13 protein-coding genes and 1 tRNA gene are annotated in these 16459 nt (G+C 67.3%); 5 read left to right on the top strand and 9 right to left on the bottom strand.

Going from position 1 to position 16459, the window contains the following annotated elements; translation table 11 throughout:
- Nucleotides 1–10: 10 nt before the first annotated feature.
- The gene (locus ACLP4W_RS14965) at nucleotides 11–991 is read left to right on the top strand and encodes a 4-(cytidine 5'-diphospho)-2-C-methyl-D-erythritol kinase (RefSeq protein WP_442387148.1); all 981 of its coding nucleotides are present in this window, start codon (nucleotides 11–13) and stop codon (nucleotides 989–991) included.
- A gap of 256 nt (nucleotides 992–1247) precedes the next feature.
- Nucleotides 1248–2882, top strand: a complete 1635-nt coding sequence (locus ACLP4W_RS14960; protein ID WP_442387146.1) for a fatty acyl-AMP ligase — start codon at nucleotides 1248–1250, stop codon at nucleotides 2880–2882.
- Nucleotides 2883–2975: 93 nt separating this feature from the next.
- Here ACLP4W_RS14960 and pth read toward each other — a convergent pair whose 3' ends face one another.
- From pth to ACLP4W_RS14920, 8 genes are all read right to left on the bottom strand, one after another.
- Nucleotides 2976–3551 carry an aminoacyl-tRNA hydrolase gene (gene pth / locus ACLP4W_RS14955; protein ID WP_442387144.1) on the bottom strand — a complete coding sequence of 192 codons (576 nt, stop codon included), beginning with the start codon at nucleotides 3549–3551 and terminating at the stop codon, nucleotides 2976–2978.
- A 12-nt stretch (nucleotides 3552–3563) separates the two neighbouring features.
- The gene (locus ACLP4W_RS14950) at nucleotides 3564–4214 is read right to left on the bottom strand and encodes a 50S ribosomal protein L25/general stress protein Ctc (RefSeq protein ID WP_442387142.1); all 651 of its coding nucleotides are present in this window, start codon (nucleotides 4212–4214) and stop codon (nucleotides 3564–3566) included.
- A gap of 141 nt (nucleotides 4215–4355) precedes the next feature.
- The gene (locus ACLP4W_RS14945; protein WP_442387140.1) at nucleotides 4356–5237 is read right to left on the bottom strand and encodes an oxidoreductase; all 882 of its coding nucleotides are present in this window, start codon (nucleotides 5235–5237) and stop codon (nucleotides 4356–4358) included.
- An 87-nt stretch (nucleotides 5238–5324) separates the two neighbouring features.
- Nucleotides 5325–5930 (bottom strand): LpqN/LpqT family lipoprotein, encoded by a 606-nt coding sequence (locus ACLP4W_RS14940; RefSeq protein ID WP_442387191.1) that lies wholly within the window; start codon nucleotides 5928–5930, stop codon nucleotides 5325–5327.
- Nucleotides 5931–6037: 107 nt separating this feature from the next.
- Entirely contained in the window at nucleotides 6038–6394 is a 357-nt protein-coding gene (arsC, locus tag ACLP4W_RS14935; RefSeq protein WP_442387138.1) for an arsenate reductase (glutaredoxin), read from the bottom strand.
- A complete protein-coding gene (locus ACLP4W_RS14930) occupies nucleotides 6395–7375 on the bottom strand; it encodes a ribose-phosphate pyrophosphokinase (RefSeq protein ID WP_442387136.1) in 981 nt (326 codons plus the stop codon).
- Nucleotides 7376–7493: 118 nt separating this feature from the next.
- Nucleotides 7494–8984: a bifunctional UDP-N-acetylglucosamine diphosphorylase/glucosamine-1-phosphate N-acetyltransferase GlmU gene (gene glmU / locus ACLP4W_RS14925; protein WP_442387134.1), complete on the bottom strand. Its 1491-nt coding sequence runs from the start codon at nucleotides 8982–8984 to the stop codon at nucleotides 7494–7496.
- Nucleotides 8985–9082: 98 nt separating this feature from the next.
- Nucleotides 9083–9154 (bottom strand) — tRNA-Gln (locus ACLP4W_RS14920).
- 176 nt (nucleotides 9155–9330) lie between these two features.
- On the opposite strand from ACLP4W_RS14920, the gene ACLP4W_RS14915 reads away from it, so the two are divergent.
- Nucleotides 9331–9924 carry a TetR/AcrR family transcriptional regulator gene (locus tag ACLP4W_RS14915; protein WP_442387189.1) on the top strand — a complete coding sequence of 198 codons (594 nt, stop codon included), beginning with the start codon at nucleotides 9331–9333 and terminating at the stop codon, nucleotides 9922–9924.
- Between the two features lie 119 nt (nucleotides 9925–10043).
- Here ACLP4W_RS14915 and lysA read toward each other — a convergent pair whose 3' ends face one another.
- Entirely contained in the window at nucleotides 10044–11384 is a 1341-nt protein-coding gene (lysA, locus tag ACLP4W_RS14910) for a diaminopimelate decarboxylase (RefSeq protein ID WP_442387132.1), read from the bottom strand.
- Between the two features lie 119 nt (nucleotides 11385–11503).
- On the opposite strand from lysA, the gene mfd reads away from it, so the two are divergent.
- Together mfd and ACLP4W_RS14900 are read left to right on the top strand one after the other, a co-directional pair.
- A complete protein-coding gene (mfd, locus tag ACLP4W_RS14905) occupies nucleotides 11504–15178 on the top strand; it encodes a transcription-repair coupling factor (protein WP_442387130.1) in 3675 nt (1224 codons plus the stop codon).
- A complete protein-coding gene (locus ACLP4W_RS14900) occupies nucleotides 15175–16233 on the top strand; it encodes a nucleoside triphosphate pyrophosphohydrolase (RefSeq protein ID WP_442387128.1) in 1059 nt (352 codons plus the stop codon). The genes mfd and ACLP4W_RS14900 overlap by 4 nt, the downstream gene beginning before the upstream one ends.
- Nucleotides 16234–16459 lie beyond the last annotated feature (226 nt).

The following is a 16459-nucleotide window of genomic DNA, read 5'->3' as shown; positions in this document are numbered from 1 at the left end:
GTCTGCTGCGGTGTCCGCATCTGACGGCAACACCGCTGCCCAGTGGGTGCCCACTGGGTCAGTCACCGTTCGGGCGCCCGGAAAGGTCAACCTATACTTGGCGGTCGGTGACCGCCGCAAGGATGGCTATCACGAACTGACGACGGTGTTTCAGGCGGTTTCGCTGCTCGACGAGGTCACGGTTCGCAACGCCGACGTGCTGTCGCTCGAGCTCGTCGGTGAGGGCGCCGACAAGCTGCCCACCGACGAACGCAACCTGGCCTGGCAGGCGGCCGAGCTGATGGCCGAACACGTCGGCCGGGCACCCGATGTCTCGATCATGATCGACAAATCGATCCCGGTGGCCGGCGGTATGGCCGGTGGCAGCGCCGACGCGGCGGCGGTGCTGGTCGCGATGAACTCACTGTGGGAGCTCAACGTGCCGCGCCGCGATCTGCGCATGCTGGCCGCGCGGCTGGGCAGTGACGTGCCGTTCGCACTTCACGGCGGCACCGCGTTGGGAACCGGTCGCGGCGAGGAGCTGGCTACCGTGTTGTCCCGCAACAGCTTCCACTGGGTCTTCGCCTTCGCTGACAGCGAGCTGCTCACTCCGGCGGTGTTCACCGAGCTGGACCGGCTCCGCGACGCCGGGGATCCGCCGCGCCTTGCCGAGCCCGGGCCGGTGCTGGCGGCGCTGGCCGCGGGCGATCCGGAGCAGCTGGCGCCGCTGCTGGGCAACGAAATGCAGCCGGCCGCGGTAAGCCTGAACCCCGCCCTGCGGCGTGCTCTGCGAGCCGGCGTGGAGGCCGGTGCCCTGGCGGGCATCGTGTCCGGCTCGGGGCCCACGTGTGCCTTCCTGTGCGCGTCGGCCGCCTCGGCGGTCGACGTCGGTACCCAGCTGTCGGGGGCGGGTGTCTGCCGCACCGTTCGGGTCGCCAGCGGACCTGTGCCGGGCGCCCGCGTGGTGCCGGCGCCGGTGACCCCCGATGATCAGGGTCTGAACGGCGTGTGAAATCGAACTCAAACCGCGCGACGGTTTGGTGGTTACTTAAGAGGAGTTTAAGATAATGCGCGGTGACGAGCAGCGGTAAGCAAGACCACTCGATTACGTCGTCCGCCGGGCGTTCCGGTGGACTAGTCGATGCATCACAGGTTCGAGACCTAACCGCTGCCCAACTGTGCTCGCGCGCCTGCTTCAAAGTGACATCCAGCAGGCGGAATATGAGAATCCGAGCCTTGGGGAATGTGCCGGAACCGAGGAGGTTTTTGTGAGCAGGTTTACCGAGAAGATGTACCGCAATGCGCGAACCGCGAAGACGGGCATGGTCACCGGTGAGCCCCACGAACCCGTCCGCCACACGTGGGGTGAGGTCCACGAGCGCGCTCGTTGCATCGCGGGCGGCCTGGCCGCCGCGGGCATCGGTCTGGGCGACGCGGTCGGTGTGCTCGCCGGCTTCCCGGTGGAGATCGCCCCGACGGCGCAGGGTCTGTGGATGCGCGGCGCCAGCCTGACCATGCTGCATCAGCCCACTCCGCGCACCGACCTGGCCGTGTGGGCCGAGGACACGATGACCGTCATCGGCATGATCGAGGCCAAGGCCGTCATCGTCTCCGAGCCATTCCTGGTGGCGATCCCCGTGCTCGAGGAGAAAGGCCTCAGGGTCCTTACCGTCGCCGACCTGCTGGCGTCGGATCCGATCGACCCCGTCGAGGTCGGCGAGGACGACCTGGCGCTGATGCAGCTGACGTCTGGATCCACTGGTTCACCGAAAGCGGTCCAGATCACCCACCGCAACATCTACTCCAACGCCGAGGCGATGTTCATCGGCGCCCAGTACGACGTCGACAAGGATGTCATGGTCAGCTGGCTGCCCTGCTTCCACGACATGGGCATGGTCGGCTTCCTCACCATCCCGATGTATTTCGGTGCGGAGCTGGTCAAGGTGACGCCGATGGACTTCCTGCGCGACACGCTGCTGTGGGCCAAGCTCATCGACAAGTACAAGGGCACCATGACCGCGGCGCCCAACTTCGCCTACGCGCTGCTCGCCAAGCGGTTGCGTCGCCAGGCGAAAACCGGCGACTTCGACTTGTCGACCCTGCGCTTCGCACTGTCCGGTGCCGAGCCCGTCGAACCCGCCGACGTCGAGGACCTGCTCGACGCGGGTAAGCCGTTCGGCCTTAAGTCCTCGGCGATCCTGCCCGCCTACGGCATGGCCGAGACGACGCTGGCCGTGTCGTTCTCGGAGTGCGACGCCGGTCTCGTCGTCGACGAGGTCGACGCCGATCTGCTGGCCGCCTTGCGCCGGGCCGTGCCCGCGACCAAGGGCAACACCCGCAGGCTGGCCACGCTGGGCCCGCTGCTGAAGGACCTCGAGGCGCGCATCATCGACGAGGACGGCAACGTGATGCCCGCGCGCGGCGTCGGTGTCATCGAGCTGCGCGGCGAGTCGCTGACGCCCGGCTACCTCACCATGGGCGGCTTCATTCCGGCCCAGGACGAGCATGGCTGGTATGACACCGGCGACCTCGGCTACATCACCGAGGAGGGCCACATCGTGGTCTGCGGCCGCGTCAAGGACGTCATCATCATGGCGGGCCGCAACGTCTACCCCACCGACATCGAGCGGGCCGCCTGCCGCGTCGAAGGCGTCCGGCCCGGCTGCGCCGTCGCGGTGCGACTTGACGCCGGCCACTCACGTGAGACGTTCGCCGTCGCCGTCGAGTCCAACGCCTGGCAGGATCCGGTCCAGGTGCGCCGCATCGAGCACCAGGTCGCCCACGAGGTGGTGGCCGAGGTCGACGTGCGGCCGCGCAACGTGGTGGTGCTCGGCCCCGGCACCATCCCGAAGACCCCGTCGGGCAAGCTGCGCCGGTCCACCTCCGTCACCCTGGTCACGTAGGTCTCGCCGGTCGGCGCAACCTTCGCCGCGAGCGTGCGCAGATTGCCATGGTTTACGGCGTGTCGTTGTACAAACACGCGCGCTCGCCGCGGGCTACCAGGCGTGGACGCGGTTTTGTGCGGGCTCTAGGCCCAGTTCGATGAGCAACTCCGTGGCGTCGGCCGCCTGCTCGCAGAGGGTGGGGACTTCGGGCCGCTCGGCGGCGGTGAAGTTCTCCAGCACGAACGCCGCCGGGTCTTTGCGTCCGGGCGGCCGGCCGATCCCGATGCGCACCCGCTGAAAGTCCTTGGTGCCCAGTGCTGAGGCGATCGAGCGCAGCCCGTTGTGGCCCCCTTCGCCACCGCCGATCTTGAGCCTGATGCGGCCGAAGTCGAGGTCGAGGTCGTCGTGGATGACGATGATGTCGGCCGGCGCAACCGAGTAGAACTTCGCCAGCGGCCCGACCTGGCGGCCGGACTCGTTCATGAAGCAGCGCGGCTTGGCCAACAGCACGGAGTGCCCGGCCAACCGGCCGCTGACAACTTCGGCGCCGGAACGCTTGTGCGCCTTGAACTTCGAGCCCAGCCGCGCGGCGAGCAGGTCGGCAACCATGAACCCGAGGTTGTGCCGGGTGCGGGCGTAGTTGTCTCCGGGGTTGCCCAGGCCGACCACCAAAAGCGGTTCGGCCACGTCGCGGGCCGCCTACTCGGACTCTTCGGCGGCTTCGGCTTCGCCGGCCTCTTCTTCGGCTTCTTCCTTCTCGGGGACCTCGCCCGCGCCCTCTTCCGCGAGGTCCTCGGCGGTCGGCGCGTTCACCACATTCACCACGAGCAACTCGGGGTCGGAGATCAGGTTGACGCCCGCCGGCAGTGGGATCTCCCCGGCGGTGATCTGCGTCCCCGGAGCGGCGCCCTCGACAGACACGGTCAACTCCTCGGGAATCGACAGCGCCTCGGCCTCGATCTCGATGGCGTTGGTCTCCTGAGTGACCAGGGTGTCGGGCCCGGCCTCGCCCACGACGTCGACGTTGACCTCCACGACGACCTTCTCACCGCGACGCACGACCAGCAGGTCGGCGTGCTGGATGGTGCGGCGGATCGGGTGAATGTCGAGCGCCTTGGTCAGCGCGAGCTGCTCTTTACCGGCGATGTCGAGTGTCAGCACCGCGTTGGTGCCCGAGTGGCGCAGCACCGCCGCAAAGTCGTGTCCGGGCAGTTCCAGGTGCTGCGGATCGGCGCCGTGACCGTAGAGGACGGCGGGAATCTTGCCTTCGCGCCGGGCTCGCCGGGACGCGCCCTTGCCGGTCTCGGTTCGCACCGTGACCTTCAGCTCATTGACTGCGGACTTGGCCATTTTGTCGCTCCTGTGTGCTCGGTACCTAGTTCGGGGCACGGCCAGGGTCGCGACAATGAGTCGGTCTCCGTCGATAACGGTGCTGGCTAGACGGCCAGCCACCCTCGCCGTGACGCCTGGTCAGGTTAGCGCATGGGCACCTCAGAGCGGAAATTTGGTGCCGGTGAGCTGCTCGGATAGCTCCCAGAGCGCGGTGGCGGTCGCCGAGTTTTGTGCGGCCCGGCTGCGGCCGACAGGCTGGGTACGGCCGAGATTGCCGAATCTGGGCCCGACGAACGTATTGCCCGGCAAGTCCTGTGACGCCGCGTACAGCGTTTGCCGGGCGCCGAAGTCGGCGTCGGTGGCAAACACCCGGGTGGCGGCCGACATCAGGGCGTCGCTCAGCCGGCGGCCGGTTGCCCCCTGCAGGTTGGTGTGCGAGTAACCGGGGTGTGCCGCCAGCGCGCGCAGCGACGAACCGGCCGCAACGAGGCGCCGTTGCAGCTCGCTGGTGAACAGGAGGTTGGCGAGCTTGGACTGGCTGTAGGCCAGCCACGGCCGATACTGCCGGGTCTTCCAGTTGAGGTCGTCGAGGCTGATACGCCCTGGCCAGTGGGCCATCGACGACACCGACACCACTCGGTCGCTGAGCTTGGGCAGCAGCAGGTTGGTCAGCGCGAAATGCCCGAGATGATTGGTGCCGATCTGGCTCTCGAAGCCGTCGACCGTCACCGTGTACGGCACGGCCATGACGCCGGCGTTGTTGATCAGGATGTCGGCTTTGTCGATCCCGTCGGCCAATTGCCGGACCGACGACAGGTCCTGCAAGTCGAGTCGACGCACCTCGAACTGGCCGGTGTTGGGGCCGCTCATCTGCCGCGCAGCTGCCTCGCCCTTGTCCGTGTTGCGGACGGCCATGATGATCTTGGCGCCGTTTCGCGCCAGCTCGCGGGCCGTCACCGCGCCCAGCCCACTGTTGGCGCCTGTGATGATCACGGTGCGTCCGGCGAACGACGGAAGATCTGCGGCGGTCCAGTCAGTCATGGCTGATTAGCCTAATGAAGTCGAACGAGCGGAACGCGCGCAGCGCGTGACGGGAGTGAGACGAACAGTCCGGGTCCAGTCACGGCGCTACTTCGCGGCGACGACGAATCCGCGAATGATCGCCTCGATATCGGAAGCCTGAGCGACGGCTTGGTCGGCCAGACCGGTGATGGTCAACTGGACCAGGTATCGCTGGTTGGCGGGCGGCGATCCGGTGGGGATGACGATCCGGTTCCAGCTGTGCAGCCGCGTGCCATCGAGGTCGTAGCTGCCCTGGATCAGCGACGAGGGAAACCCGTTGAAGTCTGCCGTCGAGGCCTCCAGCTGCCTGAAATTCTCGAACAGCTGGGCATCGTCATTGCCATGCTTGACGACCTGCGCCGGGTCAAAGTCCCCGCTCAGCTTGAACACAATCAGCCTTGCCGTCGGGTACTTGCCGCCCTTGGAGATCATCACCGTCTCCGAAGCGATCTTCGGATTGCTATACGGCGACCAGCCCGGCGGCGTCGGTATCGACACGGTCAGATCGGTCAGGGCGCCCGGTGCCACCTGCTGCCCGGTAACGCCGATGCTTTCCAGATACTGCGACAGGGGGACGGGCTTTTGGGTCGTCGTGGTGGTGCCGGTTGTCGAACTCGTGGTCAAGATCGACTGGTAGTCAGGAGCTTTCGGGCCACAGCCCAACGCAGACATCGTCAGCGCGACTGTCGCGGCAGCGGCCGCGACCGCGCCGCCGCGCCCAAGCCCGATTCCTCGGCTCCTCCTCCCGCCGTTCCGGCGCGCATCGTCGCCGAGCGGGCTCACAGAATCTCGCGGACCGCGTCGATCGGCCTGGCCAGCCGAGTGCCCTTCGTTGTGACGACAAACGGTCGTTCGATGAGGATGGGGTGTTCGGCCATGGCGTCGAGCAACTGGTCATCGGTTGCGTCGGCCAGATTCAGTTCGGCATAGAGCGATTCACGCTTGCGCACCGCGGTGCGCACGTCGATGCCGGCGTCGCGGATCATTTCTGCCAGTTCGCTCCGCGACGGCGGGGTTTTCAGGTACTGGATGGTGGTGGGCTCAAAACCGTTGTCCCGCAACAAATCCAGCGTCTTGCGCGAGGTGCTGCATTTTGGATTGTGATAGATGAAAGTGTCGCGTGAACCGGAACCCATCTAGGCGTCTCCGTCGAATAATCCTGTGACTGAGCCGTTTTCGAAAACGGCGCGAATGGTGCTCGCCAGCAGCGGCGCGATCGACAAGACAGTGAGCTGGGGGAACCGCTTCTCTTCACCGATCGGCAGCGTATTCGTGACGATCACCTCGCGGGCGCCGCACGCGGCCAGCCGGTCGGCGGCCGGGTCGGACAGCACACCATGGGTCGCTGCGACGATCACGTCACAGGCGCCGTCTTCAAGCAACAGCTTCACCGCGCCGGCGATGGTGCCGCCGGTGTCGATCATGTCGTCGATCAGCACGCAGGTGCGGCCGTCGACTTCGCCGACGACGCGGTTGGAGACCACCTGGTTGGGCACCCGGGGGTCGCGGGTCTTGTGAATGAAGGCCAGCGGAACACCGCCCAATGCGTCGGCCCATTTTTCGGCGATACGCACCCGGCCGGAGTCGGGGGAGACCACCACCATGTTGCCGTCCGGATAGTTGTCCGTGATGTAGCCGGTCAACAGGTTCTGGCCGCGCATGTGGTCGACGGGCCCGTCGAAAAAACCCTGGATCTGATCGGTGTGCAGGTCGACGCTCACGATCCGGTCGGCACCCGCGGTCTTGAGCAGGTCGGCGACCAGACGGGCCGAGATCGGTTCGCGTCCGCGATGCTTCTTGTCCTGCCGCGCGTACGGGTAGAACGGCATGACCGCGGTGATCCTCTTGGCGCTGCCCCGCTTGAGCGCGTCGATCATGATCAGCTGTTCCATCAGCCAGTTGTTCACCGGCGCCGGGCACGATTGCAGGACGAACGCGTCGCACCCGCGCACCGATTCGTTGAAGCGCACGAAGATCTCGCCGTTGGCGAACTCCCGCGCGATCTGGGCGGTGACGTGGACGTCGAGTTCTTTGGCGACCTGTTCGGCCAGCTCGGGATGCGCGCGGCCGGAGAAGAGCATCAGGTTTTTGCGATTGTCGGTCCAGTCGTGGCTCAACGCACTGCCCTCGCCGTATCGGGGTCCAGATAGGGGTCAAAAGGGATTGAGGCCCCCATCGTACGTAGCGAAGATTACCGCCGCGTGGACGGGTTGCCAGAAAACGAATTCGCCGTGTCTATTCGGGCTCGGGTGTTGGTTCGGACCGCTCGGGGTCTTGGCGGGCGGCCCTATCCGAGGCCTTTTCGGCGGCCTGCGCCGCCGGGCTGCCCGGCCGCTTGCGCTGCACCCAGCCTTCGATGTTGCGTTGCGGTCCCGCGGAGACCGCCAGCGCCCCCGGCGGAACGTCGTCACGCACCACCGTGCCGGCGCCGGTATAGGCCCCGTCGCCGATCTTGACCGGCGCGACGAACATGGTGTCCGAGCCGGTCCGCACGTGCGAGCCGACCGTGGTACGCCGCTTGGATTCGCCGTCGTAGTTGACGAACACGCTGGACGCGCCGATGTTGCTGTGTTCGCCGATGTCGGCGTCGCCGACGTAGGTGAGATGCGGAACCTTGGTGCCGGTGCCGATGGTGGAGTTCTTGGTCTCGACGAACGCACCGAGCTTGCCGTCGGCTCCCAGGACGGTGCCGGGTCGCAGGTACGTGTAGGGGCCGACGGTAGCGCCGGGCCCGATCGACGACGACGTGCCGTGGGTGCGGACGACTGATGCGCCGTCACCGACGGTGACGTCGGTGAGCGTGGTGTCCGGGCCGACTACGCAGCGACCGCCGAGCTGCGTGCGGCCGAGCAGCTGAGTTCCGGGGTGGATGACGGTGTCGCGGCCGATCGTCACGTCAACGTCGATCCAGGTGGTGGCCGGATCGACGACGGTCACGCCAGACATCTGGTGGGCGGCGACGATCCGGCGGTTGAGCTCGGCGCCGAGTTCGGCCAGCTGGACGCGGTTGTTGACACCGGCCACCAGCGCACTGTCGTCGACGTGCCGAGCATGCACGGTCCGGCGGTCGCTGCGAAGGATCGCGATGACGTCGGTGAGGTAGAGCTCCTGTTGGGCATTGTTGGAGGTCAGCCTGGTCAGTGCCGACCGCAAGGCCGCGATGTCGAAGGCGTAGACGCCGGTGTTGACCTCGCGGATCTCGCGTTGCGAGGGCGTCGCGTCGGTGTGCTCCACGATCGCCATGACTTCGTTGTCCTGGGTGCGCAGGATGCGTCCGTAGCCGACGGGATCGCTGACCGTCGTGGTCAGCACCGTCACCGCGGCCGACTTCGCGCTGTGGGTCGCGATCAGATCGGCCAGTGTGTCTGAGTCCAGCAGTGGTGTATCGCCCGATGTGACGACGACGATTCCGGCGTAGTCATCGGGCAGCGCGGACAGGCCGGAGAGGACCGCGTGGCCGGTGCCCAGTGGCCGATCCTGTAGCGCGACGTCGATCGTGCGTCCGAGGGTGTCGGCGAACTCGGCGACCAGCGGCGCGATGCGCTGCTGATCGTGGCCCAAGACCACGACCAGGTGCTGGGGCGCCACCTTGGCGATCGCGTGCAGGGAGTGCGACAACATGCTGCGACCGGCGATCGTGTGAAGCACCTTCGGGGTGTCCGACCGCATCCGGGTGCCGGGCCCGGCGGCCAAAACCAAGACCGCGGTGTCACCACGAAACGACATCCAACTCTCCTATGGGCTCGGCGCGCGATCGTGCGTGTCTGTATGCCGACACGCCGTCCAGCGTGTCATTTCACGCACGTTCGCGGCAAAAAGCCACGCTCCGTCGCCAGGACTCGAACCTGAACTCTCAGAACCAAAATCTGATGTGCTGCCGATTACACCACGACGGATTGCTTATCTGTGCGGGCCCATGCGGCGCGCCAACTTGAGACTCTAGACGTTGTGCGGGTCGGTTGTGGTCCCGAGGGAAAGAGGCATGGTTCGGTCGCGCTGAACCGATACGCTGATTGACGTGGCCGTTCTGGATAAGGAGCCCGACAAAGAGGTGCGGGCGCCGCGCGCACGCATGACCGGTACCGAGCGCCGGCAGCAACTCATCGGCATCGCACGCTCGCTGTTTGCCGAACGCGGTTACGAGGGCACCTCGATCGAAGAGATCGCGCAGCGTGCCAACGTGTCCAAACCGGTCGTCTACGAGCATTTCGGCGGCAAGGAGGGTTTGTACGCCGTGGTCGTCGACCGTGAGATGTCGGCGCTGCTGGACGGCATCACCTCGTCGCTGACCAACAACCGGTCCCGCGTGCGGGTCGAGCGGGTCGCGCTGGCGTTGCTCACCTATGTGGAGGAACGCACCGACGGCTTCCGGATCATGATCCGCGACTCGCCGGCCGCGATCAGCTCGGGCACCTACTCGAGCCTGCTCAACGACGCCGTAAGCCAGGTCAGCTCCATCCTGGCCGGTGACTTCGCCCGTCGCGGCCTGGATCCGGACCTGGCGCCGCTGTACGCCCAGGCGCTGGTCGGCTCGGTGTCGATGACGGCGCAGTGGTGGCTGGACACGCGGGAACCCAAGAAAGAAGTGGTCGCCGCACACCTGGTCAACCTGATGTGGAACGGCCTTACCCACCTGGAAGCCGACCCGCGGCTGCAGGACGAGTAGCGCCGGCCCAGCTCCGAAGGTGGTGAGCTGCTGCGCCCCGCTAGGCGGCGCTGGCACTCACCACGAACCCCGATGGTGGTGAGCTGCTGCGCCCCGCTACGCGGCGCTGGCACTCACCACTAGCCGCAGTCGCGCGACATCAGGTCGGCGATCGTTTCACGGCGGACCAGCTCGCGAGCCCGGCCGTCTTTGACCGCCACCACGGGCGGCCGGCCGACCATGTTGTAGTTCGACGCCATGCTGTGGTGGTAGGCGCCGGTGCAGGCCACGGCCAACAGGTCGCCGGGGTGCACGTCCGCCGGCAGCTCGATATCCCGGGCGATCTCGTCGCCGGCTTCGCAGTGCCGGCCGGCCACGGTGACGCGCTGCTTGGCTCCCAGCGGGTGCCGGTTCGCCAGCGCGATGGTGTACTGCGCGCCGTACAACGACACCCGCGGATTGTCGCTCATTCCGCCGTCCACGGCGACGAAGGTGCGGCCACCCGGTTGCGTCTTGACCGAGCACACCCGATACAGCGTCACACCGGCCCGGCCGCTGATGGCGCGACCGGGTTCCACCACGATCCTTGGCCGGGGGAAATGTTCGATCGCGCAGGCCTCGTCCAGGCTCTCCTCGATGACGCCGGCCAACTCGTCGATGTTGAGCTCCCGATCACCGGGGACGTAGGGGATGCCGTGGCCACCGCCGATGTTGAGCTCGGTGAGGATGATGCCGTGCTGCGCGCGGATGTCGGCCATAGCGGCGATCACGCGGTGCATCGCTTCGCTGTAAAGGGTCGCGTCGGTGACCTGCGAGCCGATGTGGCAGTGCAGCCCGACCAGGTCGAGGATGGGGTGCGCCAGCACTCGCTTTGCCGCGTCGGCGGCCTGGCCGCCGTCGAGGGTGAAGCCGAACTTCTGGTCGCTGATGCCGGTGGTGACGGCGGGGTGGCCGTGGATGTCGACCTCGGGGGTCACCCGGATGAGCACCTGCTGGCGCCGGCGCGCCAGGCCTGCGAGGTAGGCGATCTCGATGTTGGAGTCCAGCACGATGCGCCCAACCCCGGCGCGGACCGCGTCGCGCAACTCGTCGGGCGATTTCGCGTTGCCGTGCATGATGATGCGGGCGGGGTCCACCCCGCCGGCCAGGGCGACGGCCAGCTCGCCGGCGGAGCAGACGTCGACGCCGAGCCCCTCTTCGCGCGCCCACCGCGCAACCGCGGTAGTCAGCAGCGACTTGCCGGCATAAACGACCTCAACACCGCGCAGCGACTTGCGGTAGCGCCGGGCGCGGTGCCGGAAGTCGGTCTCGTCGATGACGTAAGCAGGCGTGTGGAACTCGTCGGCGATGTCCGCTAGGGGGACACCGCCGATGCATAGTCGGCCCTCCTCGTCGGAGTGTGTCGTGACGGGCCAGATCGCGGGATCGAACCGTCGGGGTGCCGCCTGACCCAGAGACGGCAGAATTTCAAGCAATGTCATGACCCAAAAGTGCGCCCGGCGAACCCCGGGTGCCGCTTTCCTTACGATCCTTTGACGGCACCGGGCTCAATTTTGACGAAGTTCGGCGCCACTGGAGGGCCCCCTAGAATGGGCTCATCATGACCGCACCGGGGCCTGCTCGCCCAGAAACCCCGATTGCGGGGCTCGTCGAATTGGCGCTGACGGCGCCAACTTTCCAGCGGCTCATCGACAGCGCAGCCGCTCGGCCAGCCGAATTGAGCCTGGTCGGTCCGGCCAGTGCGCGATTGTTCGTCGCAAGTGCGCTGGCGCGGCTGGGTCCCTTGCTGGTGGTCACCGCGACCGGACGCGAGGCCGACGACCTGACCGCCGAGCTGAAAGGCGTCTTCGGCGACGCGGTGGCGGTTTTCCCGTCCTGGGAGACGCTGCCGCACGAACGCCTTTCGCCCGGCGTCGACACCGTCGGCAGCCGGTTGATGGTGCTGCGCCGGCTGGCTCGTCCCGGTGATGCCCGGTTGGGGCCGCCCCTACAGGTGGTGGTGACCGCGGTGCGTTCGTTGCTGCAGCCCATGACGCCGCAGCTGGGCCTGGTGGAGCCGGTCACGTTGAGCGCCGGCCAGGAAGTCGAATTCGAGAGTGTGATCTCACGCTTGGTCGAGCTGGCGTACACGCGGGTGGACATGGTCGGCCGGCGCGGCGAGTTCGCCGTGCGCGGCGGGATCCTCGACATCTTCCCCCCGACCGCCGAGCACCCGGTGCGCATCGAGTTCTGGGGCGACGAGGTCAGCGAAATGCGGATGTTCTCCGTCGCCGATCAGCGCTCCATTCCGGAGATCGAGATCGACACGCTCGTGGCGGTTGCCTGTCGTGAACTGCTGCTCACCGATGACGTGCGGGAACGGGCCGCGCAGTTGGCGGTCCGGCATTCTGCGGGCGAGCCCGCCATCACCGGCAGCGTCACCGACATGCTGGCCAAGCTGGCCGAGGGGATCCCGGTCGACGGCATGGAGGCTCTGCTACCGGTGCTTCGGCCCGACGACCACGTGCTGCTGACCGATCAGCTTGCCGAAGGCACGCCGGTCTTGCTGTGCGACCCGGAGAAGGTGCGCACCCGGGCCGCCGACCTGATCAAGACCGGGCGCGAATTCCTCGAGGCGTCATGGTCGGTGGCCGCGCTGGGTACTGACGCACCCGTCGACGTCGAAGAGCTGGGCGGGTCGGGATTCGCCGAACTGGACGAAGTGCAGGCCGCGGCGGCGCGGTCGAGTCATCCGTGGTGGACCCTGAGCCAGCTGTCCGGCGAGTCGGCCGTGGAGCTGGATGTCCGGGCGGCTCCGTCGGCGCGTGGGCATCAGCATGACATCGACAGCATCTTCGCGATGCTGCGCGCGCACGTCACGACCGGCGGGTACGCCGTGGTAGTCACGCCCGGCACCGGGACCGCCCATCGGGTGGTGGAGCGGTTGGCCGAGTCCGACACCCCCGCCGCCATGCTGGAATCCGGCCCTGGGTGCACTCCAGCGCCCAAACAGGGTGTCGTCGGAGTGCTGAAGGGCCCGCTGCACGACGGCATTTTGATACCGGGGGTCGTGCCCGGCGCCGATCTGGTGGTCATCACCGAGACCGATCTGACCGGCAACCGGGCGACGTCCGCCGAGGGCAAGCGGCTGGCGGCCAAGCGGCGCAACACCGTCGACCCGTTGGCGCTCACGGCCGGCGACCTCGTGGTGCACGATCAGCACGGCATCGGACGGTTCGTGGAGATGGTCGAGCGCACCGTCGGCGGCGCCCGACGCGAATACCTGGTGCTGGAGTACGCATCGAGCAAGAGGGGCCAGCAGGCCGACAAGCTGTATGTCCCAATGGATTCGCTGGATCAGCTGTCACGGTACGTCGGCGGGCAAGCGCCCGCGCTGAGCCGCCTCGGCGGCAGCGACTGGGCGAACACCAAGACCAAGGCGCGCCGCGCGGTGCGGGAGATCGCCGGGGAGCTGGTGTCGCTGTACGCCAAACGGCAGGCCAGCGCCGGACACGCATTCGCGCCGGACACCCCGTGGCAGGCCGAGATGGAGGACGCGTTCGGCTTCACCGAGACCGTCGACCAGCTCACCGCGATCACCGAGGTCAAGGCGGACATGGAAAAGCCGGTGCCGATGGACCGGGTGATCTGCGGCGACGTCGGCTACGGCAAGACCGAGATCGCGGTGCGGGCGGCGTTCAAAGCGGTTCAGGACGGCAAACAGGCCGCCGTGCTGGTGCCCACCACGCTGTTGGCCGACCAGCACCTGCAGACGTTCGGCGAGCGGATGGCCGGATTCCCGGTGACCGTCAAGGGACTGTCCCGGTTCACCGACGCCGCCGAATCCCGGGCGGTGATCGAAGGCCTGGCCGACGGGTCGGTGGACATCGTCATCGGCACGCATCGACTGCTGCAGACCGGGGTGCGCTGGAAGGATCTGGGCCTCGTGGTCGTCGACGAGGAGCAGCGGTTCGGCGTCGAGCACAAGGAGCACATCAAGTCGCTGCGCACCCACGTCGACGTGCTGACCATGAGCGCCACCCCGATCCCCCGCACCCTGGAGATGAGCCTGGCCGGGATTCGCGAGATGTCGACGATCCTGACGCCCCCCGAGGAGCGCTACCCGGTGCTGACTTACGTCGGGCCGCACGACGACAAGCAGGTCGCCGCGGCGCTGCGCCGCGAGCTGCTGCGCGAGGGTCAGGCCTTCTACGTGCACAACCGGGTCAGCTCGATCGACCAGGCCGCCGCCCGGGTCCGGGAGCTGGTGCCCGAGGCGCGGGTCGCCGTCGCGCACGGGCAGATGCCCGAGGACCTGTTGGAGCGCACCGTGCAGGGGTTTTGGAACCGCGAACACGACATCCTGGTGTGCACCACGATCGTCGAGACCGGCCTGGACATCTCCAACGCCAACACGCTGATCGTCGAGCGCGCCGATGCCTTCGGGCTGTCCCAGCTGCACCAGCTGCGCGGCCGGGTCGGCCGCAGCCGCGAGCGTGGTTATGCCTACTTCCTCTACCCGCCTCACGCGCCGCTGACCGAGACGGCCTACGACCGGCTGGCGACCATCGCGCAGAACAACGAGCTGGGCGCGGGCATGGCGGTCGCGCTCAAGGACCTCGAGATCCGCGGCGCGGGCAATGTGTTGGGCGTCGAGCAGTCCGGGCACGTCGCCGGGGTCGGGTTCGACCTGTATGTGAGGTTGGTGGGCGAGGCCGTCGAGGCCTACCGGTTGGCGGCCGACGGTCAAACGGTGACCACCCCCGAGGAGCCCAAGGATGTGCGGATCGACCTGCCGGTGGACGCACACCTGCCACCGGACTACATCTCCAGCGATCGGCTCCGCTTGGAGGCTTACCGGCGCCTGGCCGCGGCCACCGACGATGCGGCCGTCGCCGCTGTTGTGGACGAGCTCACCGATCGCTACGGCGCGTTGCCCGAACCGGCCCAGCGGCTGGTGGCGGTCGCTCGGCTGCGGTTGCTGTGCCGCGCCGCCGGCATCACCGAAGTGAGCGCCCCGTCAGAGGCGACCGTCCGGCTCTCGCCGATAACGTTGCTGGATTCCGCCCAGGTGCGGCTCAAGCGGATGTATCCCGCGGCGCGCTACCGTGCGACGACGGCCACGGTGCAGGTCCCGATCCCGCGGACCGGCGGAGTCGGCGCGCAGCGCATCCGCGACGTCGAGTTGGTCCAGATGGTGGCGAACCTGGTGACCGCACTGCAGGGAAAGCCACAGACGGAGGTTGGTATAACGAGTGCTGCAGCGATGTCAAGTGAGGGGGGACAAGCGCGATGATCGTCGTCTTGTTCGACCCCCGCCGCCCATCGCTGGTGCCCGTCGAAGCGATCGAGTTCCTCACCGGTGAGGTGCAATACACCGAGGAGATGCCCGTCGCGGTGCCCTGGTCGCTGGCCGCGGCGCGCCCGGTGCACTCCGGAGGCGACGCGCCGGTGTTGCTGTCGTCCGATCCCGACCATCCCGCCGTCACCGCGCGGTTGGCGGCCGGAGCGCGGCTGATCTCGGCGCCGGACGCGCCGCGTGGCGAACGACTGGTCGACGCCGTCGCGATGATGGACAAACTGCGCACCGCCGGGCCGTGGGAAAGCGAGCAAACCCACGACTCGTTGCGCAAGTTCTTGCTGGAGGAGACCTACGAGCTCTTGGACGCGGTGCGCAGCGGCAACGCCGACCAGCTGCGCGAAGAACTCGGCGATGTGTTGCTGCAGGTTCTCTTCCACGCCCGCATCGCCGAGGACGCGCCGCAGCTGCCCTTCACCATCGACGACGTTGCCGCCACGCTGATGCGTAAGCTGGGCAACCGGGTTCCGGGAGTTCTTGCCGGACAGTCGATTTCGCTGGAAGACCAGTTGGCCGAGTGGGAAGAGCGCAAGGCTGCCGAAAAGCCGCGTAACTCGGTGATGGACGACGTCCACACCGGTCAACCTGCATTAGCTCTGGCGCAGAAGGTGATTCAACGCGCGGCGAAAGCCGGACTGCCCGCCGACCTGGTCCCCGCCGATATCACGTCAATCGTCGTGTCGGCTGATATTGATGCGGAAAGCGCACTGCGCACCGCGGTGTTGGAGTTTGTGGACACGGTCCGCAGCGTCGAGAGGGCGATAGCCGCCACGCGCCGCGGGGACAGCGTGCCAGAGGAATTCGATGTGGCCCCGCTGGGCGACGTCACCGAGGACGAGTGGCGCGAGCACTGGCCGCGAGAGTCGCCATCAGCGGATGAGACGGCCGCGGGGGACATCGATGTCGACGAGCCCGATGATGAGCCCGGCACTGCGTCCAAAGCGTCCAAAGGGTCCGGCGGAGGCTCCAAGCGACGCCGCGGCCGGCGGTAAGGCGGCCCTATTTCGGGATTCGTGGCATTAACCCGGCAGCGATGACAATAACGTTTGCCGTCTCCGTCGTTTATCGCGGGTAATGTCGCCTGTGAGATCACGAATCGACGTGGTTGGGGCGGATGTAACTTTGCTAGCCACCTTTGCCGGCAGCTAATCGACCATTAGCTGAAACGACACCGGGTCGGTGCGCTTGAGCCCCGAAACGCCGGGGTAGTCCCGAAAC

The organism is Mycobacterium sp. (assembly GCF_052145595.1).
In the GTDB taxonomy this organism is placed as follows: Bacteria; Actinomycetota; Actinomycetes; order Mycobacteriales; family Mycobacteriaceae; genus Mycobacterium.
This window is presented reverse-complemented; position numbering and strand designations above follow the sequence as displayed.

Bases quoted from the DNA above. Each gene is read 5' to 3' on its own strand.
- ACLP4W_RS14940 (WP_442387191.1), bottom strand. From the start codon at position 5,930: ATGTCTGCGTTGGGCTGTGGCCCGAAAGCTCCTGACTACCAGTCGATC.
- arsC (WP_442387138.1), bottom strand. From the start codon at position 6,394: ATGGGTTCCGGTTCACGCGACACTTTCATCTATCACAATCCAAAATGC.
- ACLP4W_RS14900 (WP_442387128.1), top strand. From the start codon at position 15,175: ATGATCGTCGTCTTGTTCGACCCCCGCCGCCCATCGCTGGTGCCCGTC.
- ACLP4W_RS14950 (WP_442387142.1), bottom strand. From the start codon at position 4,214: ATGGCCAAGTCCGCAGTCAATGAGCTGAAGGTCACGGTGCGAACCGAG.
- ACLP4W_RS14945 (WP_442387140.1), bottom strand. From the start codon at position 5,237: ATGACTGACTGGACCGCCGCAGATCTTCCGTCGTTCGCCGGACGCACC.
- glmU (WP_442387134.1), bottom strand. From the start codon at position 8,984: ATGTCGTTTCGTGGTGACACCGCGGTCTTGGTTTTGGCCGCCGGGCCC.
- mfd (WP_442387130.1), top strand. From the start codon at position 11,504: ATGACCGCACCGGGGCCTGCTCGCCCAGAAACCCCGATTGCGGGGCTC.
- ACLP4W_RS14915 (WP_442387189.1), top strand. From the start codon at position 9,331: ATGACCGGTACCGAGCGCCGGCAGCAACTCATCGGCATCGCACGCTCG.
- lysA (WP_442387132.1), bottom strand. From the start codon at position 11,384: ATGACATTGCTTGAAATTCTGCCGTCTCTGGGTCAGGCGGCACCCCGA.